Origin of the sequence: Streptomyces sp. 3211.6 (assembly GCF_003634815.1) — a bacterium.
GTDB lineage: Bacteria > Actinomycetota > Actinomycetes > Streptomycetales > Streptomycetaceae > Streptomyces > Streptomyces katrae_A.
In genome coordinates, this window is record NZ_RBXC01000001.1 from 5,169,958 (window position 1) to 5,193,429 (window position 23,472).

Here is a 23,472-nt window from a genome sequence, read left to right on the forward strand (position 1 = left end):
GGCGCTGACGCACGAGGCCGAGGGGAGCCGGATCGTCCGGGCCCCCGAGAGCACCGTCCACCGGGTGGTCAAGGGCCTCTGGATCCTCATCTGGCTCTTCTACCTCAGTGCCCCCGTCACCGACCTGGTGCGCGGCGGGCACAGCGACGGCGCCCGGGTGCTCGGCGGGCTGGGCCTGCTGGGGTTCGTCGCCTGGTACCTCGTGCTGGTGTTCCGGCCGGACCAGCAGAAGCCGGTCCGGCCGGTCCTGCTGTCGCTGGCGGTGCTCACTGCCGAAGCCGCGGTCCTCTCGCTGGTGCTCGGCCGCGAGTGGCTCGTGCTCTTCGTCTACGTCTCCATCGCCTCCGGCGCCGCGCTCCCCGCGAAGGTCGCCCGCTTCACGGTGCCCGCCGCGACCGCCCTGCTGTCCGTGCTGGCCCTGTACGTGCCGGAGGGCGGCGACTACCTGTTCGGGCTGCTGATCCCGGCCCTGATGGGCGGGTTCGCGATGGTCGGGGTGCGCGAGATGATCCGGACCACCATCGAGCTGCGGCAGGCCCGCGCCACGGTGGCGCAGCTCGCGGCCAACGAGGAGCGCCTGCGGATGGCCCGCGACCTGCACGACCTGCTGGGCCACTCGCTGTCGCTGATCACCCTCAAGAGCGAGCTCGCGGGCCGGATGCTGCCCGACCACCCCGACCGGGCCGCCCAGCAGGTGGCGGACATCGAGAAGGTCTGCCGGCAGGCCCTGACCGACGTACGGGAGGCCGTGAGCGGCTACCGGCGGCCCACCCTGCCCGGCGAGCTCGCGGGCGCCCGGACGGCGCTGGCGGCGGCCGGGGTGAAGGCCGACCTGCCCGTGGACTTCACCGAGGAGGTGCCGGAGGAGCAGGAGAGCGCGCTGGCCTGGTCGCTGCGCGAGGCGGTGACCAACGTGGTCCGGCACAGCGGCGCCACGCTCTGCACGGTCACCCTGACGGCCCGCCAGACCCTCGCGGGCCCGGTGCTGGAGCTGTCGGTGACCGACGACGGCGCGGGCGGCCCCGCCGTCCCCGGCAACGGCCTGACGGGCCTGACGGAGCGTCTGGAGGCGGTCGGCGGCACGCTGTGGGCGGGCCCGGCGGGCAAGACCGGCTTCCGGCTGCTGGCGCGGGTCCCCCTAGGATCCCGGTCATGACGGAAGCCCGCGAAGCCGCCCCGGCCCCCATCCGCATCCTCCTGGCGGAGGACCAGTCCATGGTCCGGGAAGCCCTCGCGGCCCTGCTGGGACTGGAGCCGGACATCGAGGTCCTGGCCCAGGTGGCACGGGGCGACGAGGTCGTGCCGGCCGCTCTGGCCCACGACGTCAACGTGGCGCTGCTGGACATCGAGATGCCGGGCATGACCGGCATCGAGGCGGCCAGGGCCCTGCGCCGGGCCCGCCCGGCCCTGAAGATCGTGATCGTGACCACCTTCGGCCGGCCCGGATACCTGCGCGGCGCGATGGAAGCGGGCGCCTCCGCGTTCCTGGTCAAGGACGCGCCCGCCGCGGAGCTCGCGGAGGCGGTGCGCAAGGTCCTCGCCGGCGAGCGCGTCATCGACCCCGGTCTCGCGGCGGCCGCCCTGGCGGAGGGCGCCAACCCGCTCACGGAGCGGGAACGGGACGTGCTGCGCGCGGCGGAGCACGGCGCGACCAACGCCGAGCTGGCGGCGGCCCTCTCCCTGTCCCAGGGCACGGTCCGCAACTACCTCTCGACCGCCATCCAGAAGCTGGCGGCCCGCAACCGGGCCGAAGCGGTCCGCGTCGCCCGGGAAAAGGGCTGGCTCTGACGAGGCGTTCTTGACCACACTACGGCGGTGTTCGGAAAACTGTGGATGGCGACCGCCGCGTCGAACCTGTCCGACGGGGTGAGCCTGGCCGCCGCGCCCCTGCTCGCGGCCACGATCACCCGGGACCCGACCCTGATCGCCGGGATCACCGTCGCCCAGCGGGCCCCCTGGCTGGTCCTGGCCTTCGTCTCGGGGGCGCTCGCCGACCGCCTCGACCGCCGGAAGGTGGCGCAGAGCGCGAACTGGATCCGCGCCGCCGCGTTCGCCGCCCTCACGGCGGCCGTCCTCACCGACGCCCTGTCCATGCCCCTGCTGTACGTGGTCTTCTTCGCGATCGGCACCGCCGAGACGCTCTACGACAGTGTCTCGGCGGCCTGGGTGCCGGTGCTGGTCGGCCCCGAGGAGCTGACCCGCGCCAACAGCCGGCTGCAGACCACCTTCGTGGTCTGCAACGAGTTCGCCGGCCCGCCGATCGGAGGCTTCCTCTTCGCGGCTGCGGCCTCCGCGCCGTTCGCCCTGGGAACGGCCGGATACCTGGCCGCCGTGGGCCTGCTCGCCCTCATCCCCTCGGCGGCGAGCCGGGCGCAGGGGGCGGACGGCGGACCGCTGACGGTCGCGGGCGTGCGCGAGGACATCGCCGTCGGCGCCCGCTGGTACTGGTCCTCGCCCGTGCTGCGCGCCCTGAGCCTGGTCGCGGCCGTCGGCAACGCCGCCACCGCGGCGAGCTACGGCATGCTGGTCCTGCTCGCCCAGGACGAACTCGGCGTCTCCGACGAGGGCTACGGCGTGATGCTCGCCGCCGCCGCGATCGGCGCAGTCCTCGGCGGGATGGCGGCCGGCCGGGTCGGCGCGTGGTTGCGGCCCGGCACGCTGATCCTCGTGACCAGCCTGCTCTCGGCCGCCGCGACGGCCGGACTGGGGCTGGCCGTCAGCCCTGCGGTGACCGTCGCCCTGATGGCCCTGGACGGCTTCGTGGTGCTGGTCGTGTCCGTCCACATGGTGACCCTGCGCCAGCAGATCGTCCCCAACGAGCTGATGGGCCGGGTCACCTCCGTCTACCGGGTCGTCGCCGTGGGCTCCTTCGCCGTCGGCGGCGTCGCGGGCGGCGCGGTGGCCGGGGCCTTCGGCGTCCCCGCCTCCTTCTACGCCGGCGGGGCGGCCATCGCCGTCGCCGCCCTCCTGGTGCTGCCGGTCCTGAGCAACGCCCGCCTGGCCGAGGTGAGGCGCCGCGCGGAGGCCGTCGCGGCCACGGCCGAACCCGCTTCCCTCAGTTGAGCAGGGCGCGGGCCGAGGCGGCCTCCGCGCGGATGCGGGTCGCCGCGTCCGGGTCCACCGCGTCCATGACCACCGCGTACGCGTCCATCTCGGCGGCGCCCGCCTGGAAGGAACCCCGCTCCACCAGCAGCCGGGCCCGCTCGTAGCGCAGGGCCGCCGGATGCGAGGGCAGCAGCAGGGACAGGTCCAGGGACCACAGCGCGACCGCCGAGTGCTCCGGACGGGCGGACGCCCACACCCGGATGTTGCCCAGCACGCGCAGCACGATGTCCAGCGTCCGCGCCGGCGTCCGCGGCCCCCGCGCCAGCTCCGCCGGGCCCGCGCCCAGCGAGGCCCCGCCCGCGAACGGGTCGACGACGACGCCCTCCTCCGGATCGCCGAAGCCCACGGTGAAGTGCCCGGGCAGCGCCAGCCCGTACACCGGCGCCCCCGCCCGCCGGGCCACCTCCAGCCAGACCACCGACAGCAGGATCGGCAGGCCGCGCCGGCGCCGCAGCACCTCGTGCAGCAGCGAGGACTCCAGCCGTTCGTAGTCCTTCGGGGTGCCGTGGAAGCCCATCCGGCCGCCCAGCAGGTCCGTCACCGCCGCCGCCCAGGCCTTCGCCCCGCGCAGCCCGTACGGCAGCATCCCCGCCAGCCGGTCCAGTTCCATCTGGGCCCAGTCCATGGCCCGTTCGTCCAGCTCCGGGTCGGCCTCCGCCGCCAGCAGCAGGCACAGCAGCGCCAGGTCCGGCCGCTCGGAGCGGGCCTCCGCCGCGAACAGCTCCCGTGTCGCCGCGCTCATGCCCCGGCCCCGGCGCGGAAGTGGTGGTAGGCGTGGTGGGTGGCGAAGCCCATCCCGTCGTACAGGGCCCGCGCCGCCGGGTTGTCGGTCTCCACCTGCAGCCAGGCCGCCGAGGCGCCCTCCTCCAGGGCCCGCCGGGCCAGCGCCGCCATCACCGCCGTCGCCAGCCCGCGCCGGCGGTGCTCCGGGCCGACCGTCACCGCGCCGAAGCCGGCCCAGCGGCCGTCGACCACGCACCGCCCGATCGCCCGGCCGCCGTCCAGGGAGGCGAACCACACCGACGGGCCCTCCACCAGCATCCGCCGGGCCAGTTCCGGGTCGCGGACCTTGCCGTAGCGGCCCAGCCACTCCTCGTCCGGCTCGCGGGTCAGCCGTATCCGGGACACGTCCGCGTCCTGGTCGGCCACCGGGGCCAGGCCGGCGGTCCGGACCTCCGCCGAGACCTCGTTGACCCAGCCGCGCCGCTCCAGCTCCGCGCAGAGCAGCTCCTGGGTGCCGGCCGAGCCGGTCGCGGCCTGCACGTAGGCCGGGAGCTCCCGCCGCGCGTACCAGTGCGTCACCCGCGCGAGTGCTTCGTCCAGGGGTATCCCGGGGTCGCCGAGGGCCAGCACCGAGTTGGCGCGGCGGGTGAAACCGCCGGCCGCCCGCAGCGTCCAGTCGCCCAGCGGCTCGCTCTCCAGCGGCTGCCAGGCCCGCGCCGTCACCCGCGCCAGCTCCTCGAAGGAGGCCGCGGGACCCCTGCGGCGGGCCGGCGCGGCGGGCACCACCTTGCCCGCGACCAGGGAGGATTCCGGGATGTGGACGGACACGCCGTCCTTGCGTGTGATCGTCAGCACACCCGCGGTCCAGGATGTGAGAACCCCGACCGCGTCGGTGAAGCCGCCGGAGCCGCCGACCCCTTCCTGCACCCGTCGTACAGAGACTCGTTTACCCACGTCAGCCGGGGTAATACGGATCTCCAGCAGTCCACCGGCAGTGATTTCCACAGCTCTGTCCGCCCCTCCTGTTCGGATCGTGCCCGGGAACGGAGATACTAGGTGCGGGCATCGACGACGCCGCGCTCCCGCGCGAATGGAAAGCCCTACCGAGGAGGAACGAGAGCGTGACCTACGTCATCGCGGAGCCTTGTGTCGACGTCAAGGACAAGGCATGCATCGAAGAGTGCCCCGTCGACTGCATCTACGAGGGCCAGCGGTCCTTGTACATCCACCCGGACGAGTGCGTCGACTGCGGCGCGTGTGAGCCGGTCTGCCCGGTCGAGGCCATCTTCTACGAGGATGACACCCCGGAGGAGTGGAAGGACTACTACAAGGCGAACGTCGAGTTCTTCGACGAGCTCGGCTCGCCCGGTGGTGCCTCCAAGCTCGGTCTGATCGAGCGCGACCACCCCTTCATCGCCGCGCTGCCCGCCGGCATCAACGGCGAGCACTGACCGTTTCACGGCAGACGCGCCTCTCGGTCCCGTCCGGCACTGCTGCCGCACGGGACCGAGCCGTTTTCCCGTACCCCTCCCGCCCCTGAGAGAGAGCAGAGCACCGTGGCCGCAGTTTCCGACCGTCTCCCCACGTTCCCCTGGGACAAGCTGGAGCCGTACAAGAAGACGGCGGCGGCCCACCAGGACGGCATCGTCGACCTCTCCGTCGGGACGCCCGTCGACCCGGTGCCGCAGCTGATCCAGGACGCCCTGGTCGGCGCCGCCGACTCGCCGGGCTACCCGACGGTGTGGGGCACCCCGCAGCTGCGCGACGCGATCACCGGCTGGCTGCGCGGCCGGCTCGGCGCGAGCGCCGCCGGACACCGCAACGTCCTGCCCGTGGTCGGCTCCAAGGAGCTCGTGGCCTGGCTGCCCACCCAGCTGGGCCTGGGCCCCGGCGACAAGGTGGCCTACCCCCGCCTCGCCTACCCCACGTACGAGGTCGGCGCGCGGCTGTGCGGCGCCGAGGCCGTGGTCTACGACGACCCGACGGAACTGGACCCGGCCGGCCTGAAGCTGCTGTGGCTCAACTCCCCGTCCAACCCCACCGGAAAGGTCCTCGGCAAGGAGGAGCTGATCCGGATCGTCGCCTGGGCCCGCGAGCACGGCATCCTGGTCTTCAGCGACGAGTGCTACCTGGAACTCGGCTGGGAGGCCGAGCCGGTCTCCGTCCTGCACGACGAGGTCTGCGGCGGCTCCTACGAGGGCCTGGTCGCCGTCCACTCCCTCTCCAAGCGCTCCAACCTGGCCGGCTACCGGGCCGCCTTCATCGCCGGCGACGAGGACGTCCTCGCCGAGCTGCTGGAGATCCGCAAGCACGGCGGCATGATGACCCCGGCCCCCGTCCAGGCCGCCGTCGTCGCCGCCCTCGGCGACGACGCGCACGTGACCGAGCAGCGCGGCCGCTACGCCGCCCGCCGCGAGGCGCTGCGCACCGCCCTGGAGGCGCACGGCTTCCGGGTCGAGCACAGCGAGGCCAGCCTCTACCTGTGGGTGACCCGCGACGAGCCCTGCTGGGACACCGTGGCCCACCTGGCCTCCCTGGGCATCCTGGTCGCGCCGGGCGACTTCTACGGCGAGGCCGGGGCGAACTTCGTGCGTGTCGCCTTCACCGCCACCGACGAGCGGGTCGAGGCCGCGGTCAAGCGCCTGGGCTGACCCCGCCGGACGGCCGCGGGACGCCCCGAGGGGCCGGGAGCTGCGCGCTCCCGGCCCCTCGGCGTTGCGGCGTGTGCGGCGGGCTCAGCCGCCCAGCGGCAGACCGCCCAGCGGCAGACCGCCGACCGGCAGGTCATGGCCCACCGGCAGGTCGTGGCCCACCGGCAGGTCGTGGCCCACCGGCAGCTGCGAGACGGGCAGCCCGCCCAGCATCTGGCCCGCGCTGCCCGCCACGTCCGAGGCGGGGGCGGCGGCCGGGACGGCCTTGGTGGCGGTGCCCGCGACCTCGGTGGCCGCTCCGGTGGCCGCCCCGGTCGCGGCGGAGGCGTCGGCGGTGTCGGGGGCGGCGAGCGAGCCCAGCTGCGGCACGGACTCCAGGCCCGCGGCGCTGGCCGCGCCGGCCGCACCGACCACCGGGGCGGTGCCGGCGGCGAGGAGAAGCGCGGCGCGGGCGATCCGGCGGGTCAGGGGGAGGGACATGATGCTCCTAAGCGGTAGCGGCTGAGTACGCCGTGTACAACCGCTGCCGGGGTGCGCCGAGTTGCGGACCGGCCGGGTAAAGGATCAGTAACGCATCGTTTAATCGGCTTCCGTGACAAGCCCATCGGACCCGCGCCCACCAGGGCTTCTGCCGTCAACACGCCCGGGGGCGAGGAGTGCGCGGCCACCCCCTCCCGGGGGACGCCCCGCACGCGCGAACGATCACGTCCCGTCGGCGGGACGGCTCCCGTGCCGCCCTGGCGCCGGGCCCGTCGGCGGCCTCAGCCGGCGCTGCCGGGGAAGAAGATCCGGACCTGGCCCGGGACCGCCCGGTACGGGTCGGGCGCCGTGCCGCCCTTCGTGCCGCCGGCCCCGTCGCGCTGCCACTCGCCCCGGTTCCCGCCCGCCACCCAGGCGGAACCGTCGTACGAGACACGGGCGATGCCCAGCTCCCCGGCGCGGGCCACCGCCCAGTGCGCCATCGCCCGGCCGCGCCGTGCCTCGCCCGGACCGCCGCCGTCCTTCAGCCAGAGGTCCACCTCCGCCTCCGGGGCGCCCGCCGACGGCGAAGGCGCCGCGGCGGGGGTTGCAGAGGAGCCCGCCGAGGGGCTCGCCGAGGTCTTCGGAGCGGGGCTGCCCGAGGCCTTCGGGGCGGAGCCCGCCCCGGCCTTCGCCGAGGCGCTCGCGGAGGCCTTCGGCCCGGCGTGCGGCGCGGTGCGGCCCGTGGACAGGGCCTCCTTGCCGAACGCCCGCGCCAGCTCCGTGCGCACCTTCTCCGGGTCGCCCTTGACCGGCGCCGGGCCCGCGCAGGTCAGCGTGGCCGGCGCCTCGCCCTCGCCGAAGGCGGCCGTCAGCACCGTGGCGTCCGGCTCGTGCTTGGCGTAGGCCTGCGGGAACCCGCTGAGCTGCACCCGCTGCGCCGCCACCGTCAGCGGCAGGCGGGTGTAGCCGTTCACCTCCACGAGCCGGTCGTAGAAGATCCCCGCCGAGTACACCGGGTCCATGATCTGCTCCGGGGTGCCCCAGCCCTGCGAGGGCCGCTGCTGGAACAGGCCCAGCGAATCCCGGTCGCCGTGGTCGAGGTTGCGCAGCCCCGACTCCTGCATCGCCGTCGCCAGCGCGATCGTCAGCGCCCGGTCCGGGAGCCCCTTGGAGATCCCGACGGCGGCTATGGTCGCGGCGTTCGACGCCTGCTCGGGGGTCATCTCGTACGTCTGCACGGCCCCCTCGGATCCGCCCGCAGCGCCCTTCGCCGTCACCCTGCAGTACGGGGAACCGATCCCGCCGTTGGAATAGTGGTGCACCAGGACGTATCCGATCACCGCGAGCAGGACGGCCAGACCCAGGGCCGCGCGGAGCGGCCCGCGGCGGCGGGGGCGGGGGCGATCGGTCTCGGACACGCGGCCCACCGTACTGGAGGCCGATAACGCGTCCACCGACCGGACGCCGCCGGTACCCGCCCATCCCGGGGCGTTAGGGTCGGTTCATGTCCGAATCCGAGCTCGACCTCACCCTCGACGCTGCCGGGCTGACCGCCCGCCTCGTCGACATCCCCTCCGAGAGCGGCGACGAGAAGGTGCTCGCCGACCTCGTGGAAGACGCCCTGCGCCGCCTGCCGCACCTCACCGTCGACCGCCTCGGCAACAACGTCGTCGCCCGCACGGACCTCGGCCGCGCCGAGCGCGTCGTGCTCGCCGGGCACCTCGACACCGTGCCGATCGCCGGCAACGTCCCGTCCCGCCTGGACGAGAACGACGTCCTGTGGGGCTGCGGCACGACGGACATGAAGTCCGGGGTCGCCGTACAGCTGCGGATCGCCGCCACCGTGCCCGAACCCAACCGCGACCTCACCTTCGTCTTCTACGACCAGGAGGAGGTCGCCGCCGACCTCAACGGCCTCGGCAAGGTCGCCGCCGCCCACCCCGACTGGCTGGCCGGCGACTTCGCCGTCCTGCTGGAGCCCTCCAACGCCGAGGTCGAGGGCGGCTGCCAGGGCACCCTGCGCGTCCTGCTGCACACCCGCGGCGAGCGCGCCCACTCCGCCCGCAGCTGGATGGGCTCCAACGCCATCCACGCCGCGAGCCCCATCCTGGCGAAGCTGGCCGCCTACGAGCCCCGCAGGCCCGTCATCGACGGCCTGGAGTACCACGAGGGCCTCAACGCCGTCCGCATCGAAGGCGGCGTCGCCAACAACGTGATCCCGGACGCCTGCACGGTCACGGTCAACTTCCGCTACGCCCCCGACCGCAGCGAGGCCGACGCGCTCGCCCACGTGAAGGAGGTCTTCGCGGACTGCGGCGTCGACGCCTTCACGGTGGACGACTCCTCGCCCGGCGCCCTGCCCGGCCTGTCCCACCCGGCGGCCGCGGCCTTCATGGAGGCGGTCGGCGGCCACGCGATGCCCAAGTTCGGCTGGACGGACGTCTCCCGCTTCAGCGCGCTCGGAGTACCGGCCGTCAACTACGGACCCGGTGACGCGCTGCTCGCGCACAAGGTTGACGAGCGGGTCGAAGCCAAGGCGATCCTGCACTGCGAGGAACGACTCCGCGCCTGGCTGACCTCGTAAATTCCCCCTCCCGTCACTTTTGTGCGCCTAATCTGATCCAACGATCAGCAGGAGGGAGCACATCATGGGCAACTCCGAAGGCAGCGGGAGCCGGCGCCCCGAGGAACAGCAGCTCGGACCGGTGCTGCGCAGACGGGGTCAGGTGCAGGCGGGCAGTACGACGGACCAGCGGCTGCTGGACTCGGCCGGACCCACCGAGTGGGTGCACACCGACCCCTGGCGGGTCCTGCGCATCCAGTCGGAGTTCATCGAGGGCTTCGGCACGCTCGCCGAGCTGCCGCCCGCGATCAGCGTGTTCGGCTCGGCCCGCACCGCGGTGGGCTCACCGGAGTACGAGGCCGGCGTGCGGATCGGCAGCGCACTCGTCGAGGCCGGATTCGCCGTCATCACCGGCGGCGGCCCGGGCGCGATGGAGGCGGCCAACAAGGGCGCCCGCGAAGCGAACGGCATCTCGGTCGGCCTCGGCATCGAGCTCCCCTTCGAGCAGGGGCTCAACCAGCACGTCGATCTCGGGCTGAACTTCCGGTACTTCTTCGTCCGCAAGACGATGTTCGTGAAGTACAGCCAGGGGTTCGTGGTGCTGCCCGGCGGGTTCGGCACCCTGGACGAGATGTTCGAGGCGCTGACCCTGGTGCAGACGCAGAAGATCACCCGGTTCCCGATCGTGCTCTTCGGCACCGAGTACTGGGGCGGGCTCGTCGACTGGCTGCGCAACACGGTCATCGCCCAGGGCAAGGCCTCCGAGAAGGACCTCTACCTCTTCCACCTCACGGACGACGTGGACGAGGCGATCGCCCTGGTGACGAAGGAAGTCGGCAAGTAGCGAGCGCCTGGCGCGCCCGCACGCGCCCGGGGAGCGGGGACCACACCGCCGCCCGGCGGCCGGCCGCCGGGGACGGGGTGGCCCGGGCCGGCTCAGGCCAGCCCGCGCCGGGCCACGGCCGGCGGACGGTGCCCCTGGATCGAACGGACCATGTCCAGGATCTGCTTGGTCTCCGCGACCTCGTGGACCCGGTAGACCTGGGCGCCGAGCCAGGCCGAGACGGCCGTGGTCGCCAGGGTGCCCAGCAGCCGCTCCTTGACCGGCTTGTCCAGGGTCTCGCCGACGAAGTCCTTGTTGGACAGGGACACCAGGACCGGCCAACCGGTTCCGGTCATCTCCGCCAGGCGGCGGGTGGCTTCCAGCGAGTGCCGGGTGTTCTTCCCGAAGTCGTGGCCCGGGTCGATCAGGATCGACTCCCGGGGCACGCCCAGGGCCTCGGCCCGCTCCGCCAGCCCGACCGTGACGCGCAGGATGTCCTCCATCACGTCCTCGTACGCGGTCCGGTGCGGCCGGGTGCGCGGCTCGACCCCGCCCGCGTGGGTGCAGACGATGCCCGCCCCGTGGCGCGCCGCGACCTCCGCCAGCCTGGGGTCCACCCCGCCCCAGGCGTCGTTCAGCAGGTCCGCCCCGGCCGCGCAGACGGCCTCGCCGACCTCGTGCCGCCAGGTGTCCACGCTGATCACCACGTCCGGGTGCCGGCGGCGCACCTCCGCCACGAACCCGACCGTGCGCCGGGCCTCCTCGGCGGCGTCCACGTGCTCGCCCGGACCCGCCTTGACCCCGCCGATGTCGATGATCGCCGCGCCCTCGGCCACGGCCCGCTCCACCCGGTCCAGCGCGGGCTCGTCGCGGAAGGTGGCGCCCTGGTCGTAGAAGGAGTCAGGGGTCCGGTTCACGATGGCCATGATCACCGGCTCGTGGGTGTCGAACTCGCGCCTGCCCAGTCGCAGCATCCCGCTCTTTCCTCCTTCGGCGACCCTCTCGCCACGTCTGCGACCTTAACCTGGTGGCCGGAGTCTCTCAGGGGAGTTGATCGTGTTCTGGTTCTTGCTGATCGCGCTGGTCGTGGTCGTGGCCGCGGTCACCCTCGCGGTGGTCGGCGGAGGCGCGGAGGCCGTGCTGCCCGAGGCCGAGCCCGACCGGGTGGCGGACGCCCTGCCCGAGACCCGGCCGGTGGTACGGGAGGACATCGACGCGCTGCGGCTGCCGATCGCGCCGCGCGGCTACCGGATGGCCGAGGTGGACGACGTACTGGACCGGCTCGCGGCGGAGCTGGCCGAGCGGGACGCGCGGATCGCCGAGCTGACGGCGGCGCGCACCCCGGCGGCCGTGGGCCCGGCGGCGGCCGCAGCGGCGCAGGGACAGGGCCAGGCGCAGGGTCACGCCCAGGCGCCGGCTCCCGCTCCGGCGGACCAGCCGGTCGACCTCACCAAGGACGAGCGATGAGCGGCGGCGGGCTGCTGGCCGGCCCGGACGGCGCCCTGCGCTGCCCCTGGGGCCTGTCCACGGAGGACTACGTCACGTACCACGACACCGAATGGGGCAAGCCGGTCCACGGCGACGACGCCCTGTACGAGCGGCTGTGCCTGGAGGCCTTCCAGTCGGGGCTGTCCTGGCTGACGATCCTGCGCCGGCGCGAGGGGTTCCGCAAGGCCTTCTGCGACTTCCGGATCGCGGCGGTCGCGGAGTTCGGCCCGGCCGACGCCGAGCGGCTGCTCGCGGACGAGGGGATCATCCGCAACCGCGCCAAGATCGAGGCCACGCTCGCCAACGCGAAGGTGCTGGCCGGCTGGGAGCCCGGCGAGCTGGACGCGCTGATCTGGTCCCACGCCCCGAAGCGCAAGGGCCGCGCCCCGAGGAGCACCGGCGAGGTGCCGGCGGTCACCCCGGAGTCCACGGCCCTGGCCAAGGCGCTCAAGAAGGCGGGCATCCGCTTCGTCGGGCCCACCACGGCCTACGCCCTGATGCAGGCGTGCGGCCTGGTCAACGACCACCTCGCGGGGTGCGTCTCCCGCGAGGCGTGAACTTTCGGTGAACGTTCAGCGGCCCAGGTACCGCGGGGGCTGCTTGGCGAGGAAGGCCTGGACGGCGATGGAGTGGTCCTCCGAGGCTCCCGCGCGGGTCTGGAGGACGTCCTCGCGCTCCAGGGCCTCGGAGAGGGTGTGGGAGGCCCCGTACGCGAGGGATTCCTTCAGGGCCGCGTAGGCCACCGTGGGGCCCGCGGCGAGGGTCCGGGCCACCGCCTCGGCCTCCTCGTGCAGGGAGTCCGCCGGCACGAGACGGTTGACGATGCCCAGCTCGTAGGCCTCCTGCGCCTTGATCGAGCGGGGGAACAGCAGCAGGTCCGAGGCGCGGGAGGCGCCGATCAGCCGGGGGAGGGTCCAGGAGACCCCGGAGTCGGCGGTCAGCGCGACACCGGCGAACGAGGTGTTGAAGGAGGCGGTGTCGGCGACCACCCGGAAGTCCGCCGCCAGCGCGAACCCGAAGCCCGCCCCGGCCGCGACGCCGTTGACCCCGGCCACCACGGGCTTGGGCATCTCGGTCAGGGCCCGCACGATCGGGTTGTAGTGCTCGGAGACCGTGTTCATCGTGAGCTTCGAGCCGGTCTCGCGGTCCGCCGCCAGGTTCCCGATGTGCTCCTTGAGGTCCTGGCCCACGCAGAAGGCCCGGGTGCCGGAGGCGGTCAGCAGGACCGCCCGCACGGCCGGGTCGGCGGCCGCCGCCTGCACGGCGTCGCGCAGGGCGACCTTGGCCTCCGTGTTCATGGCGTTCATCGCGTCGGGCCGGTTGATCGTGACCTTCGCGAGTCCGTCGGTCACTTCGTAGAGCACGCTGTCGGCCATGGCGGGGGTCCCCCTTCGTCGCGGGTGTGGCTACCGGCCGGTACCGGCCGGTCCAAGGGTCAGCATGGCGGACGCGACCACCACCGGACATGTGATGTGCGTCAAACGAACCGGAGCCCCTTCCCGGTGAGAGGCGGCGAAGTATCGCAGGCGGATCCCCGAAATGAGTGGTTTTGGCCGAGCGCGTTGCCCAAGCGTTCCCCGCCGATGTTGGTCATCGGGTCCTGACATGCGGGATAATGGCTGGGAAGCAATGTGTTCGATGCCGGGTACTAGGCGCCTGAACGGGGCCGTCGGCTGACGATGAGCTGGTTTCAGGAAGGGGAACGAGCATGGCGGCCATGAAGCCGCGGACGGGCGACGGCCCGCTCGAGGTCACCAAGGAGGGGCGAGGCATCGTCATGCGCGTACCGCTCGAAGGCGGCGGTCGGCTTGTCGTCGAGCTGACGCCGGACGAGGCGGACGCCCTGGGTGACGCCCTGAAGAAGGTCGTCGGCTGAGCCTCGGCACCACAGATCCTCACACCGCCCCGCCGCTCCTGCGGCGGGGCGGTGTTGCATCCGCCCGGCGGCGGCTCCGCGCTGCGGCGCCCCCACCCCGGGCGGCCGGCGCTAGCGCCGCACCGCGCAGAGCAGCCCGTCGCCCACGGGCAGCAGCGCGGACTCCAGCGCGGGGCTCTCCCGGACGCTGCGCAGCAGCTCCCGCACCCGCAGCACCTCCACCGGCTGCGCGGCGGAGTCGACGGTGCGCCCGTCCGCGAACACCCCTTCGAAGCACACCAGCCCCCCGGGCCGCAGCAGGCGCAACGATTCCGCGAGGTAGTCCAGCGACTCGGTCGGGTCCCCGTCGCAGAACACCAGGTCGTACCCGCCGTCGGCGAGCCGCGGCAGCACGTCCAGGGCCCGCCCCGGGATGAACCGCGCCCGGTTCCCCGCGAAGCCCGCCGCGCGGAACGCCTGCCGGGCGAAGGCCTGCCGGTCCGGCTCCGGGTCCACCGTGGTCAGCACCCCGTCCGGCCGCATCCCGTGCAGCAGGTGGATCCCCGAGACGCCCGTCCCGGTGCCGATCTCGGCGACCGCCTTGGCGTCCGCGGTGGCGGCGAGCAGACGCAGCGCGGCCCCGGTGCCGGGGGAGACCGAGCGCAGGCCCGCTTCCCTGGACCGGTCGCGGGCCCATCGCAGAGCGTCGTCCTCGGCGACAAACGCGTCGGCGAACGCCCAGCTCGTCTGCCGGTTGCCGGTAATGACCCTCTCCTGTCCCCATAGTTGGCGCAACGGTGACTGTATCCGCTGGAGTCGGGAACCCGCAGATGGGACCGGGCGTTGGGAGGGTGAGAGGCGGGATAGAGGGGACGCCGGCGGGCAGATCGGCGAAGCGGAACCCGAGTCCCGGGCAAAGTTACTGCAAAAATGCTTATCCGGAGCTGACGGGAGGGGTGGCTATGGTAGGGGCTCCACTGGACACCACCAGAGCCGACAGGGGAGGTGCGGCTGCGCCTGTGGATCGTGGAGGCGTCCTGAGACGCCTCTTCTGGTCGGCGGGTGAGCCGAAATCCGTGACCTACACCGCTGACCGTTTCCACACCGCCCACACCGCGACCACCGCGACCTTTGCCGCCGATGCGGGCTCCCAGGCGTGGACCCCTCCCACCTGGGAGGAGATCGTCAGCACGCACAGCGCGCGGGTCTACCGCCTCGCCTACCGCCTGACGGGTAACCAGCACGACGCCGAGGACCTGACGCAGGAGGTCTTCGTCCGCGTCTTCCGCTCGCTGTCCACGTACACGCCCGGCACCTTCGAGGGCTGGCTGCACCGCATCACCACCAACCTGTTCCTGGACATGGTCCGCCGCAAGCAGCGGATCCGCTTCGACGCGCTCGCCGACGACGCCGCCGAGCGGCTTCCGAGCCGTGAGCCCTCCCCCCAGCAGGTGCTCCACGACACCCACTTCGACGCCGACGTGCAGCAGGCGCTGGACACCCTCGCGCCCGAGTTCCGTGCCGCCGTGGTGCTCTGCGACATCGAGGGCCTCTCCTACGAGGAGATCGCCGCCACCCTCGGCGTGAAGCTGGGGACCGTCCGCAGCCGTATCCACCGCGGCCGTTCGCACCTGCGCAAGGCGCTCAAGCACCGCTCTCCCGAGGCCCGCGCCTCCCAGCGCGCCCTGGCCGGAGTGGCGGTGGGCGCCCCGGGCGCCGGGGGAGAGGGCGGAGCCGAGTGAGCGGAGTCAGTCCGTCCCCCGCCGAACAGCACCTGGGCGACCGCCTCGCCGCCCTGGTGGACGGGGAGCTGAAGCACGACGCCCGCGAGCGGGTCCTGGCGCACCTGGCCACCTGCGCCAAGTGCAAGGCCGAGGCCGATGCGCAGCGCCGTGTGAAGAGCCTGTTCGTGGAGAGCGCCCCGCCGCCGCTCTCCGCCGGACTGCTGGCCCGGCTCCAGGGACTGCCAGGGGCCGGCCCCGAGGGCCCCGCGGGCCCGCCGGGCGGGCCCGGTGCGGCGCGCAGCCCAGCGCCCCCCGGTGCCGACCCTTTCGCCACCTTCGGTTACGCCGTCCCGGCCGCCCCGCGCGAAGGGTTCCGCATCCATGAGACGGGGCGTCCCAGACGCCGCCTCGCCTTCGTCGCGGCCGGAGCCGTTTCGCTGGCCGCGATCGCCCTGGGCGGCACGCTCCCGCTGGACGCGATCGAGCCGAACGCCCGTGGTGAGGCGCCGGCCTCGCGGCCCGGGCCGTCGATCCCGCTGACCGACGCCGCCATCCGCGACCGGCTGCCGCTGCGGGACGGGGTGCGCACCCCGAGCCCGTCCGCCCCGCTGCCCTCGGCCGTCTCCCCGCCTCCGGTCACGGCCCAGCCGGCCTCCCTCACCCGCTGACCCGGGGGCCCGCCCCCGGCTCCGCCCCGGGCCAGCGAGGGGGTCCGGCACCTGGTTGAATCTGCGGCACACGTGCCGCCCCGCGGCGCGCCAGGCCCGCGGGGGAGCGCACATGTCCGACAGCCAGCACAACGCCCCGGCTCCCACCTGGTGGAGCCGCCCCGCCACCCCGCCCCACCCACCCACCGAGCCCGGCCCGCCGCCGCCCGAGCCCGCGGCGGAGGCCGCCGCTGCTCCCGCTCCCGGTGCCGGTGCCGGGGCGGCGGCCGAGGCCGGTGTCCAGCCCGAGCCCGGTGCCAAGCCCGCAGCCGACGCCGACGCCGAGCCCGTGACCGAGGTCGGTGCCGGGTCCGTGGCCGAGCCCGCGGCCGCTCCCGGCGTCGAGCCTGTTGCCGAGCCGGCGGCCGAGACCGCGGCCGAGGGCCCGGACGGGGCGCGGTACGACCCGTGGGCCGCCGGGCCGCTCCAGATGGCGGACGATGCCGGGGCGCCTCGCCGGGGCGGGCCCTCCCTGTGGCGGCTGGCCGTCTTCGGCGTCGTGATCGCCCTCCTCGCCGGCGGCGTCGGCGGCTGGCTGGGCATCCTCGCCGAGCGCCGCACCAGCACCCGCCTGGAGCTCCCGCAGGCCGCCGTGGACAGCAAGGGCCGGGCCCCCGACAGCGTGGCCGGCATCGCCGCCACCGCCCTGCCCGGCGTGGTCACCCTGCACGTCAGCGGGGGCGAGGGCAGCAGCACCGGAACCGGCTTCGTCCTGGACGGCCAGGGCCACATCCTGACCAACAACCACGTCGTGGCCGGCGCCAAGGACATAACCGTCACCTTCAGCACCGGCGACAGCGTCACCGCCGAACTGGTCGGCCGCGACAGCGGCTACGACCTGGCCGTCGTCAAGGTCACCGGCGTCCAGGGCCTGCGCCCGCTGGCCCTCGGGAACTCCGAGAACGTCCGCGTCGGCGACCCCGTGGTCGCCATCGGCGCCCCCTTCGACCTCTCCAACACCGTCACCGCCGGCATCATCAGCGCCACCGGCCGCCCCATCACCGCCGGCGGGGACAAGGGCAGCGGCAGCGACGTCAGCTACGTCGACGCCCTCCAGACCGACGCCCCCATCAACCCCGGCAACTCCGGCGGCCCCCTCCTCGACTCCCGCGCCCGCGTCATCGGCATCAACAGCGCCATCCGGGGCGCCGACAAGGGCGACGACGACAGCGACCGCACCCGCCAGAGCGGCAGCATCGGCCTGGGCTTCGCCATCCCCGTCAACCAGGGCAAGCGCGTCGCGGAGGAGCTCATCCGCACCGGCCACGCCACCCACCCCGTCATCGGCGTCACCTTGGACATGCAGTACACGGGCGACGGAGCCCGGGTCGACACCAAGGGCGAGGACGGCAAGCCCGCCGTCATCGCCGACGGCCCCGGCGCCCGCGCCGGCATCCGCCCCGGCGACGTGATCACCAAGGTGGACGGGGTCCGCGTCCACGGCGGCGACGAGCTGATCATCAAGATCCGGGCCCACCGGCCCGGCGACCACCTCTCCCTGACCGTGCTCCGCGACGCCCGGGAGCGCACCCTTGACGTGGTGCTCGGTTCGGCCAGCGGCTCCTGAGACCGGCCGTCCGTGCGGCAAACACGACACGACGGCCGGGTGAATCCGGCGAAGGGCCCGCACCGGCGTAGGGGCGGGCCGGGAACGCCGGGTACCGTTGACCGGGCCGGACGTGGAGAGAGCCGAGGAGCGGCAAGGTGTTCAACGACATAGGCGCACTCGAGCTGGTCACCATCGTGGTGCTCGCCATCCTCATCTTCGGGCCCGACAAGCTCCCGAAGGTGATCCAGGACGTCGCGGGCTTCATCCGCAAGATCCGCGCGTTCTCGGACAGCGCCAAGCAGGACATCCGCTCCGAACTGGGACCCGAGTTCAAGGACTTCGAGTTCGAGGACCTGAACCCCAAGACCTTCATCCGCAAGCAGCTCACCGAGAACGAGGACCTCCAGGAGCTGCGCACCAGCTTCGACCTCCGCAAGGAGCTGAACGAGGTCACCGACGCCGTCAACAGCCGCGACACCGGCCCGGCTCCCTCCGCCTCCCCGGTCGCCGCCACGCCCGCCGCCGGCACTGCGCCCGATCTGCTGAAGAAGCCCGCCGCACCGGCCCAGGAACCGCGTACTCCCTTCGACGCCGACGCCACCTGAGCCGCAGCCTGCCCGTCGATCCGGGACCGGATGGCTATCCTCCATCTGTCCGGACCGAGGACGCCCGAGGATGGGGGTCCCCCCAGCGACGCGAGGGGGAGGGCCGTTCCGGACCCCACGGAACGAGAGGCCGCCCATGGAGACGACGAGCACGAGCAGTAGCAGGGTGGGCGCACAGCCCGCCGAAGCCCCCGACGCCACGGCCCCGCAGGCCGGGCCGGCGGCGCCGACCGCCGACGCCACCGCGCCCGTCCCGGCGGCCCGCCGGGCGGCCGCGGGCTACCTGAAGGCAGAGTTCCCCTGGTACGGGCTGGACGGGGCGTTCACCGGCCCCCGCTGGCTCATGCAGGTGGGCACCGGCGCCGACGGCACCGTGGAGCACGGCTCCACCGGCCACGGCGACGAGCCCTCCGCCCGGGGCGAGATCGCCACCGGCGAGAAGGAACGCTTCGCGGTGGTCATCACCGTCGCCAGCAACCCCCTGCGCCGCAGCGGCGACGGCACCGGCGTCCTGGAGGCCACCTCGGTCTCCTCGGCCGCCTGGCTGGCCGGCTCCGGGCTGCTGGCCTACAGCTGGCCGCCGCAGATGGACCACAGCCTGCGCGACGACTGGCTGGACCAGCAGACGGAAGCGGCGTGGGAACTCGCCGACGACCTCACGGGGCCCGACTGGTCGACGCTGTCCCTGCCGGTGGACGGAGAGCCGACGCCGTTCCACTACCGGGAGTCGGAGTTCGGGTGGGTGCTCGCCGGCTCCACCGGGAGCGGGGTGCACCTCGGGGCGTACGGGCGGGGGATGAGCGCGTACGGGCTGGGCTTCTCGGCCATCGCGGACCTGGGGTCGTACGAGTAGTGGCCCGGGGTACGGGAAAGGGGCACCGCCCGGCGGCGATGCCCCTTCGCGCTGCGCGGCCCCTGCGGGTGCGCGTGCCGGTGCGGCCACCCGTGCCGCCCAGCGGCACGATGACCCACACCTCCGTGACTAGAACTTGTTGCGCGGCGTGATGCCCAGGGACATGCCCGACAGGCCGCGGGCGCGCCCGCCCAGCTTGCCGGCGATCGACCGCAGGGCCGCGCCCGCCGGCGAGTCCGGGTCCGCCAGGACGACCGGCTTGCCGTTGTCGCCGCCCTCGCGCAGCCGCACGTCGATCGGGATCTGCCCCAGCACCGGCACCGTGGCGCCCGTCGTCTTCGTCAGGCCGTCCGCGACCATCTGGCCGCCGCCGGTGCCGAACACGTCCACCATCTCGTCGCAGTGCGGGCACGGCAGGCCCGACATGTTCTCGACGACGCCCACGATCTTCTGGTGGGTCTGCACGGCGATCGACCCGGCCCGCTCCGCGACCTCGGCCGCGGCCTGCTGCGGGGTGGTGACGACCAGGATCTCCGCGTTCGGGACCAGCTGCGCCACCGAGATGGCGATGTCGCCCGTGCCCGGCGGGAGGTCCAGCAGCAGCACGTCCAGGTCGCCCCAGAACACGTCGGCCAGGAACTGCTGGAGCGCCCGGTGCAGCATCGGGCCGCGCCACACCACCGGGGCGTTGCCCGGGGTGAACATGCCGATGGAGATGACCTTCACGCCGTTCGCGGACGGCGGCATGATCATGTTCTCGACCTGGGTGGGCTTGCCTTCGACGCCCAGCATCCGCGGCACGCTGTGGCCGTAGATGTCCGCGTCGACCACGCCGACCTTCAGGCCGTCGGCAGCCATCGCGGCCGCCAGGTTGACCGTGACCGAGGACTTGCCCACGCCGCCCTTGCCGGAGGCGACCGCGTACACACGGGTCAGCGAGCCCGGCTTGGCGAAGGGCACCTCGCGCTCGGCGGTGCCGCCGCGCAGGGTGGCGGCGAGCTCCTTGCGTTGCTCGTCGCTCATCACGTCCAGCGAGACGGACACGGAGGTGACGCCCGCGACCTTCGCGACGGCGTCGGTGACGTTCTTGGTGATGGTCTCGCGCATGGGGCAGCCCGACACCGTCAGGTACACCGTGACGGCGACGGCACCGCCGTCGCCGATCTCCACCGCTTTGACCATGCCGAGTTCGGTGATCGGCCGGTGGATCTCGGGGTCGTTGACCGTCGCCAGCGCGTCCAGGATCGCGTCCTGCTCCGGCACGGCGGCGGAGGGTGTCTCGGTAGCCATGTCCCTGATGGTACGGCTCGCCGGCACGGCTCCGGTAAGCCCGTCAGCGGTCGCCTTCGTCACTTTCCCCCGAGAACAGCCGGCGCTCGTCCATCTCCTTGATCAGGTCCTGGAACTCCGAGCGGATCCAGTCGCGCGTGGCGACCTCGCCCAGGCCCATCCGCAGCGCCGCGATCTCCCGGGTCAGGTACTCGGTGTCCGCGATCGACCGCTCGTTCTGCTTGCGGTCCTGCTCGTGGGTGACCCGGTCCCGGTCGTCCTGCCGGTTCTGCGCGAGCAGGATCAGCGGGGCCGCGTACGAGGCCTGCAGGGACAGCATCAGCGTCAGGAAGATGAAGGGGTACTGGTCGAAGCGCAGGTGGTCCGGGGCGAAGACGTTCCACAGCACCCACACCACGATGACCAGGCTCATCCAGACGATGAACCGGCCCGTGCCGAGGAACCGCGCCACCCGCTCCGACAGCCGCCCGAAGGCCTCCGGGTCGTACTCCGGCAGCAGCTTGCGGCGGTCCTGGCGCGGCTGGTCCAGCCGCACCCGTGAGCGCGTCAGCGCACTGGCACCCGAGGGCACGCCGGCCCGCGCCCGCTCGGAGGAACGTTCCGCCGACCGATCGCCGCGCAGCCGCGCCGCCTCCTCCAGCCGCTCCGAGAGCCCTTCGCGGGCCCGCTCGCGCCTCTCCCGGCGCCGCTCGCGCGCCGCCTCGCCACGTCCGCGTTCAGTGGCCATGGACGGCCTCCTCGGAGTGGAAGTCCGTCTCCCGCCAGTCCTCGGGCAGCAGGTGGTCCAGGACGTCGTCGACCGTCACCGCGCCCAGCAGCGATCCGCTCTCGTCGACGACCGGCGCCGCGACCATGTTGTACGCGGCCAGGTAGCTCGTCACGACGGGCAGCGAGGCGTCCGGGGGCAGCGGCGGCAGGTCCGTGTCCACGATCGAGCTGACCAGGGTGAACGGGGGGTCCCGCAGCAGCCGCTGGAAGTGCACCGTCCCCAGGTACTTGCCCGTCGGCGTCTCGTCCGGCGGCCGGCACACGTACACCTGCGCCGCCAGCGCCGGCGACAGGTCCGACTGGCGCACCCGGGCCAGCGCGTCGGCGACGGTCGCGTCGGGCCGCAGCACGATCGGCTCGGTGGTCATCAGACCGCCCGCGGTGTTCTCCTCGTACGACAGCAGACGCCGCACGTCGGCCGCGTCGTCCGGCTGCATCAGCGTCAGCAGCCGCTCCTTGTCGTCCTCCGGCAGCTCCGAGAGCAGGTCGGCCGCGTCGTCCGGGTCCATCGCCTCCAGGACGTCGGCGGCGCGCTCCTCCTTCAGCTTGCCGAGGATCTCCACCTGCTCGTCCTCGGGCAGCTCCTCCAGCACGTCCGCGAGCCGGTCGTCGTCGAGGGCATTGGCCACCTCGGCGCGGCGCTTCGGCGTCAGGTGGTGCAGCACGTTCGCCACGTCGGCCGGGCGCATCTGCTCGAAGGTGGCGACCAGGTTCTCGGCTCCCTGGCCCTCCTCCTCCAGGGAGAAGCCGGTCACCGCCGACCACTCCACGGTCAGCGTCTCGCCGCGGCGGCGCAGCGCGCCCGCCTTGCCCTTGCGGACGAAGATCCGGTCGATCTCCCAGTCGCGGCGCGCGGGCAGCTGCTGGATGGCCACGTCCAGCACGGTGACCTCCTCGCCGCTGGCCACCAGCGTCACCCGGCGGTCCAGCAGCTCGCCGATGACCAGCCGTTCGGTCGGGCGCTGCTCGAAACGCCGCATGTTGACGACGCCGGTGGTGATGACCTGCCCGGACTCCACGCCCGTCACCCGGGTCATGGGCAGGAAGATCCTGCGCCGGCTGACCACCTCGACCACCAGGCCCAGCAGCCGGGGCGGGCGGCCGCCGACACGCAGCATCGCCACGAGGTCGCGGACCCGGCCCACCTGGTCGCCGTTGGGGTCGAAGACGGGCACACCCGACAGATGCGAGACGAAGATCCGCGGGGCGCCTGCACCCATCCGAGCGCCTCCTAGAGCGTCGATCACCAGTCCTGCCGTGCCTCAGGCTAGCCCCTGCCGGGGGACAGCGTCCTGGTGGGGCGGTCCGGCCGGGGGTCCGGCGGGACGGGTTCCGCAGGCGGGTACGCTGCCTGCTGCTCCTGCGGCCACCGCCGGGAGCCGTACCCAGCCGACCCACGACGAGAGGCACCCGACGTGAGCGCCCACTCCTCCGCCGTACGGCTGCGCCGGGCCGCCGTCATCGGTGCCCTGTGCGCGGGCATCGCCGTCACCGCGACGGGCTGCGCGGAGAAGACGGACCCCGACAAGGGCACGAACGGGGTCGGCAAGCAGACGCCGGAGAAGATCGAGAGCCAGGCGAAGGCAGCGGCCGCCGCCGCCAACTCGGTCCACCTCTCCGGAAACCTCGTCGTCGGCGGCAAGCCCTTCACCCTCGACCTGAGGCTGAAGGCCGACGGGGGCTCCGGCGAGGTGAAGTCGCAGGCCGACACCTTCCAGGTGCTGCGGGTCGGCGAACAGCTGTACCTGAAGGCGAGCGCGGCCTTCTGGGGGAAGTCGGACTCGGCCGGCAAGCTCGGCGACAAGTACGTGAAGGTGCCCGAGAGCGACCCCACGTACAAGCAGTTCCGCGGGTTCACCGACATACACGTGCTGCTCGACGGGCTCCTCGGCCTCCAGGGCAAGCTCACCAAGGGCGGCTACACCACCGTCGGGCACACCCGGGCGGTGCCGGTCTCCGCCGACGCGGGCAAGGGCGGCAAGCTGACGGTCTCCCTGGAAGGCACCCCGTACCCGCTGCTGATGGAGCGCGCGGGCGGCGCGGGCCGGGTGGAGCTGTCCGAGTGGGGCAAGACCTTCCCGCTGGAGGCGCCCGCGCAGGACCAGACCGTGGACTACGGCTCCCAGCTGCCGACCACCAAGGACGGCACGGGCGCCACGGGAGGCACCACCGGCGGCACCACGGGCGGCAAGGGCAAGGGCACGGGAGCCTCCCCGGCCCCGTCCAAGGGCACCGCAACGAGCGGCACCGGCGCCTCGGGCGCCGGCACCTCCGGGCAGGGGTCGAACCCGACGGGCGGCTGAGCG

The 23,472-nt window shown here is 73.6% G+C and carries 26 protein-coding genes; 16 read left to right on the forward strand and 10 right to left on the reverse strand.

The window, feature by feature from the left end; all coding sequences use genetic code 11:
* Positions 1-31 precede the first annotated feature (31 nt).
* The 3 genes from BX286_RS24050 to BX286_RS24060 are packed head-to-tail and all read left to right on the forward strand — an operon-like array spanning position 32 to position 3,063.
* A complete protein-coding gene (locus BX286_RS24050; protein WP_167747653.1) occupies positions 32-1,156 on the forward strand; it encodes a sensor histidine kinase in 1,125 nt (374 codons plus the stop codon).
* Positions 1,153-1,788, forward strand: a complete 636-nt coding sequence (locus BX286_RS24055) for a response regulator (RefSeq protein WP_079429630.1) — start codon at positions 1,153-1,155, stop codon at positions 1,786-1,788. Before BX286_RS24050 ends, BX286_RS24055 begins: the two co-directional genes overlap by 4 nt.
* Before the next feature lie 27 nt (positions 1,789-1,815).
* Positions 1,816-3,063, forward strand: coding sequence for an MFS transporter (locus BX286_RS24060; protein ID WP_123995334.1), 1,248 nt, complete (start codon positions 1,816-1,818; stop codon positions 3,061-3,063).
* On the opposite strand, the gene BX286_RS24065 is transcribed toward BX286_RS24060, so the two are convergent.
* Together BX286_RS24065 and BX286_RS24070 are read right to left on the reverse strand one after the other, a co-directional pair.
* On the reverse strand, positions 3,056-3,847 hold the full coding sequence (locus tag BX286_RS24065; RefSeq protein WP_079429632.1) for a transglutaminase-like domain-containing protein: 792 nt from the start codon (positions 3,845-3,847) through the stop codon (positions 3,056-3,058). The two genes, BX286_RS24060 and BX286_RS24065, sit on opposite strands and share 8 nt — an antisense overlap.
* A complete protein-coding gene (locus BX286_RS24070) occupies positions 3,844-4,833 on the reverse strand; it encodes a GNAT family N-acetyltransferase (RefSeq protein WP_121016286.1) in 990 nt (329 codons plus the stop codon). Before BX286_RS24070 ends, BX286_RS24065 begins: the two co-directional genes overlap by 4 nt.
* Positions 4,834-4,949: 116 nt before the next feature.
* On the opposite strand from BX286_RS24070, the gene fdxA reads away from it, so the two are divergent.
* Complete coding sequence (gene fdxA, locus BX286_RS24075) at positions 4,950-5,279, forward strand: ferredoxin (RefSeq protein WP_030713714.1); 330 nt, start codon at positions 4,950-4,952, stop codon at positions 5,277-5,279.
* A 105-nt stretch (positions 5,280-5,384) separates the two neighbouring features.
* Positions 5,385-6,479 (forward strand): succinyldiaminopimelate transaminase, encoded by a 1,095-nt coding sequence (gene dapC / locus BX286_RS24080; RefSeq protein ID WP_079429634.1) that lies wholly within the window; start codon positions 5,385-5,387, stop codon positions 6,477-6,479.
* An 84-nt stretch (positions 6,480-6,563) separates the two neighbouring features.
* Here the strand turns inward: dapC and BX286_RS24085 are convergent, their stop codons facing one another.
* Together BX286_RS24085 and BX286_RS24090 are read right to left on the reverse strand one after the other, a co-directional pair.
* The gene (locus tag BX286_RS24085) at positions 6,564-6,959 is read right to left on the reverse strand and encodes an ATP-binding protein (protein WP_121016288.1); all 396 of its coding nucleotides are present in this window, start codon (positions 6,957-6,959) and stop codon (positions 6,564-6,566) included.
* A 281-nt stretch (positions 6,960-7,240) separates the two neighbouring features.
* Positions 7,241-8,368 (reverse strand): hypothetical protein, encoded by a 1,128-nt coding sequence (locus tag BX286_RS24090; RefSeq protein ID WP_260338045.1) that lies wholly within the window; start codon positions 8,366-8,368, stop codon positions 7,241-7,243.
* A gap of 77 nt (positions 8,369-8,445) precedes the next feature.
* Between BX286_RS24090 and dapE the strand changes: the two genes are divergently transcribed.
* Entirely contained in the window at positions 8,446-9,525 is a 1,080-nt protein-coding gene (gene dapE, locus BX286_RS24095; RefSeq protein WP_079429636.1) for a succinyl-diaminopimelate desuccinylase, read from the forward strand.
* 64 nt (positions 9,526-9,589) lie between these two features.
* Positions 9,590-10,348, forward strand: a complete 759-nt coding sequence (locus BX286_RS24100; RefSeq protein WP_079429637.1) for a TIGR00730 family Rossman fold protein — start codon at positions 9,590-9,592, stop codon at positions 10,346-10,348.
* Positions 10,349-10,440: 92 nt separating this feature from the next.
* Here BX286_RS24100 and folP read toward each other — a convergent pair whose 3' ends face one another.
* Positions 10,441-11,301: a dihydropteroate synthase gene (gene folP, locus BX286_RS24105; protein ID WP_100862927.1), complete on the reverse strand. Its 861-nt coding sequence runs from the start codon at positions 11,299-11,301 to the stop codon at positions 10,441-10,443.
* 76 nt (positions 11,302-11,377) lie between these two features.
* Between folP and BX286_RS24110 the strand changes: the two genes are divergently transcribed.
* Positions 11,378-11,794 (forward strand): DivIVA domain-containing protein, encoded by a 417-nt coding sequence (locus tag BX286_RS24110; RefSeq protein WP_398898801.1) that lies wholly within the window; start codon positions 11,378-11,380, stop codon positions 11,792-11,794.
* Positions 11,791-12,372 carry a DNA-3-methyladenine glycosylase I gene (locus tag BX286_RS24115; RefSeq protein WP_079429639.1) on the forward strand — a complete coding sequence of 194 codons (582 nt, stop codon included), beginning with the start codon at positions 11,791-11,793 and terminating at the stop codon, positions 12,370-12,372. Before BX286_RS24110 ends, BX286_RS24115 begins: the two co-directional genes overlap by 4 nt.
* A 15-nt stretch (positions 12,373-12,387) precedes the next feature.
* Here BX286_RS24115 and BX286_RS24120 read toward each other — a convergent pair whose 3' ends face one another.
* Positions 12,388-13,191: an enoyl-CoA hydratase/isomerase family protein gene (locus tag BX286_RS24120; RefSeq protein ID WP_100862926.1), complete on the reverse strand. Its 804-nt coding sequence runs from the start codon at positions 13,189-13,191 to the stop codon at positions 12,388-12,390.
* 332 nt (positions 13,192-13,523) lie between these two features.
* Here BX286_RS24120 and BX286_RS24125 point away from each other — a divergent pair, with 332 nt between their 5' ends.
* On the forward strand, positions 13,524-13,691 hold the full coding sequence (locus BX286_RS24125; protein WP_003966491.1) for a DUF3117 domain-containing protein: 168 nt from the start codon (positions 13,524-13,526) through the stop codon (positions 13,689-13,691).
* A gap of 111 nt (positions 13,692-13,802) precedes the next feature.
* Here BX286_RS24125 and BX286_RS24130 read toward each other — a convergent pair whose 3' ends face one another.
* Complete coding sequence (locus BX286_RS24130; RefSeq protein ID WP_042820075.1) at positions 13,803-14,465, reverse strand: O-methyltransferase; 663 nt, start codon at positions 14,463-14,465, stop codon at positions 13,803-13,805.
* A gap of 167 nt (positions 14,466-14,632) precedes the next feature.
* Here BX286_RS24130 and sigE point away from each other — a divergent pair, with 167 nt between their 5' ends.
* The 5 genes from sigE (at position 14,633) to BX286_RS24155 (ending at position 19,108) form a co-directional block, all read left to right on the forward strand.
* The gene (gene sigE, locus BX286_RS24135; RefSeq protein WP_079429641.1) at positions 14,633-15,412 is read left to right on the forward strand and encodes an RNA polymerase sigma factor SigE; all 780 of its coding nucleotides are present in this window, start codon (positions 14,633-14,635) and stop codon (positions 15,410-15,412) included.
* Complete coding sequence (locus BX286_RS24140; protein ID WP_107438304.1) at positions 15,409-16,062, forward strand: zf-HC2 domain-containing protein; 654 nt, start codon at positions 15,409-15,411, stop codon at positions 16,060-16,062. The genes sigE and BX286_RS24140 overlap by 4 nt, the downstream gene beginning before the upstream one ends.
* 112 nt (positions 16,063-16,174) lie before the next feature.
* Positions 16,175-17,668: a S1C family serine protease gene (locus tag BX286_RS24145; protein WP_261993504.1), complete on the forward strand. Its 1,494-nt coding sequence runs from the start codon at positions 16,175-16,177 to the stop codon at positions 17,666-17,668.
* A gap of 137 nt (positions 17,669-17,805) precedes the next feature.
* A complete protein-coding gene (locus tag BX286_RS24150; RefSeq protein ID WP_100862924.1) occupies positions 17,806-18,255 on the forward strand; it encodes a sec-independent translocase in 450 nt (149 codons plus the stop codon).
* Between the two features lie 136 nt (positions 18,256-18,391).
* The gene (locus tag BX286_RS24155) at positions 18,392-19,108 is read left to right on the forward strand and encodes a hypothetical protein (RefSeq protein WP_100862923.1); all 717 of its coding nucleotides are present in this window, start codon (positions 18,392-18,394) and stop codon (positions 19,106-19,108) included.
* A gap of 129 nt (positions 19,109-19,237) precedes the next feature.
* Here the strand turns inward: BX286_RS24155 and BX286_RS24160 are convergent, their stop codons facing one another.
* The 3 genes from BX286_RS24160 to BX286_RS24170 are packed head-to-tail and all read right to left on the reverse strand — an operon-like array spanning position 19,238 to position 22,386.
* Complete coding sequence (locus tag BX286_RS24160; protein ID WP_079429645.1) at positions 19,238-20,398, reverse strand: Mrp/NBP35 family ATP-binding protein; 1,161 nt, start codon at positions 20,396-20,398, stop codon at positions 19,238-19,240.
* A gap of 43 nt (positions 20,399-20,441) precedes the next feature.
* On the reverse strand, positions 20,442-21,125 hold the full coding sequence (locus BX286_RS24165) for a DUF1003 domain-containing protein (protein WP_237293093.1): 684 nt from the start codon (positions 21,123-21,125) through the stop codon (positions 20,442-20,444).
* On the reverse strand, positions 21,115-22,386 hold the full coding sequence (locus tag BX286_RS24170; protein WP_079429646.1) for a magnesium transporter MgtE N-terminal domain-containing protein: 1,272 nt from the start codon (positions 22,384-22,386) through the stop codon (positions 21,115-21,117). Before BX286_RS24170 ends, BX286_RS24165 begins: the two co-directional genes overlap by 11 nt.
* A 195-nt stretch (positions 22,387-22,581) precedes the next feature.
* On the opposite strand from BX286_RS24170, the gene BX286_RS24175 reads away from it, so the two are divergent.
* Positions 22,582-23,469: a hypothetical protein gene (locus tag BX286_RS24175; RefSeq protein WP_315974759.1), complete on the forward strand. Its 888-nt coding sequence runs from the start codon at positions 22,582-22,584 to the stop codon at positions 23,467-23,469.
* The last annotated feature ends 3 nt before the right edge of the window (positions 23,470-23,472 follow it).

Bases quoted from the DNA above. Each gene is read 5' to 3' on its own strand.
- BX286_RS24055 (WP_079429630.1), top strand. From the start codon at position 1,153: ATGACGGAAGCCCGCGAAGCCGCCCCGGCCCCCATCCGCATCCTCCTG.
- BX286_RS24065 (WP_079429632.1), bottom strand. From the start codon at position 3,847: ATGAGCGCGGCGACACGGGAGCTGTTCGCGGCGGAGGCCCGCTCCGAG.
- BX286_RS24085 (WP_121016288.1), bottom strand. From the start codon at position 6,959: ATGTCCCTCCCCCTGACCCGCCGGATCGCCCGCGCCGCGCTTCTCCTC.
- dapE (WP_079429636.1), top strand. From the start codon at position 8,446: ATGTCCGAATCCGAGCTCGACCTCACCCTCGACGCTGCCGGGCTGACC.
- BX286_RS24100 (WP_079429637.1), top strand. From the start codon at position 9,590: ATGGGCAACTCCGAAGGCAGCGGGAGCCGGCGCCCCGAGGAACAGCAG.
- folP (WP_100862927.1), bottom strand. From the start codon at position 11,301: ATGCTGCGACTGGGCAGGCGCGAGTTCGACACCCACGAGCCGGTGATC.
- BX286_RS24115 (WP_079429639.1), top strand. From the start codon at position 11,791: ATGAGCGGCGGCGGGCTGCTGGCCGGCCCGGACGGCGCCCTGCGCTGC.
- BX286_RS24120 (WP_100862926.1), bottom strand. From the start codon at position 13,191: ATGGCCGACAGCGTGCTCTACGAAGTGACCGACGGACTCGCGAAGGTC.
- BX286_RS24125 (WP_003966491.1), top strand. From the start codon at position 13,524: ATGGCGGCCATGAAGCCGCGGACGGGCGACGGCCCGCTCGAGGTCACC.
- sigE (WP_079429641.1), top strand. From the start codon at position 14,633: ATGGTAGGGGCTCCACTGGACACCACCAGAGCCGACAGGGGAGGTGCG.
- BX286_RS24145 (WP_261993504.1), top strand. From the start codon at position 16,175: ATGTCCGACAGCCAGCACAACGCCCCGGCTCCCACCTGGTGGAGCCGC.
- BX286_RS24155 (WP_100862923.1), top strand. From the start codon at position 18,392: ATGGAGACGACGAGCACGAGCAGTAGCAGGGTGGGCGCACAGCCCGCC.
- BX286_RS24160 (WP_079429645.1), bottom strand. From the start codon at position 20,398: ATGGCTACCGAGACACCCTCCGCCGCCGTGCCGGAGCAGGACGCGATC.
- BX286_RS24165 (WP_237293093.1), bottom strand. From the start codon at position 21,125: ATGGCCACTGAACGCGGACGTGGCGAGGCGGCGCGCGAGCGGCGCCGG.
- BX286_RS24170 (WP_079429646.1), bottom strand. From the start codon at position 22,386: ATGGGTGCAGGCGCCCCGCGGATCTTCGTCTCGCATCTGTCGGGTGTG.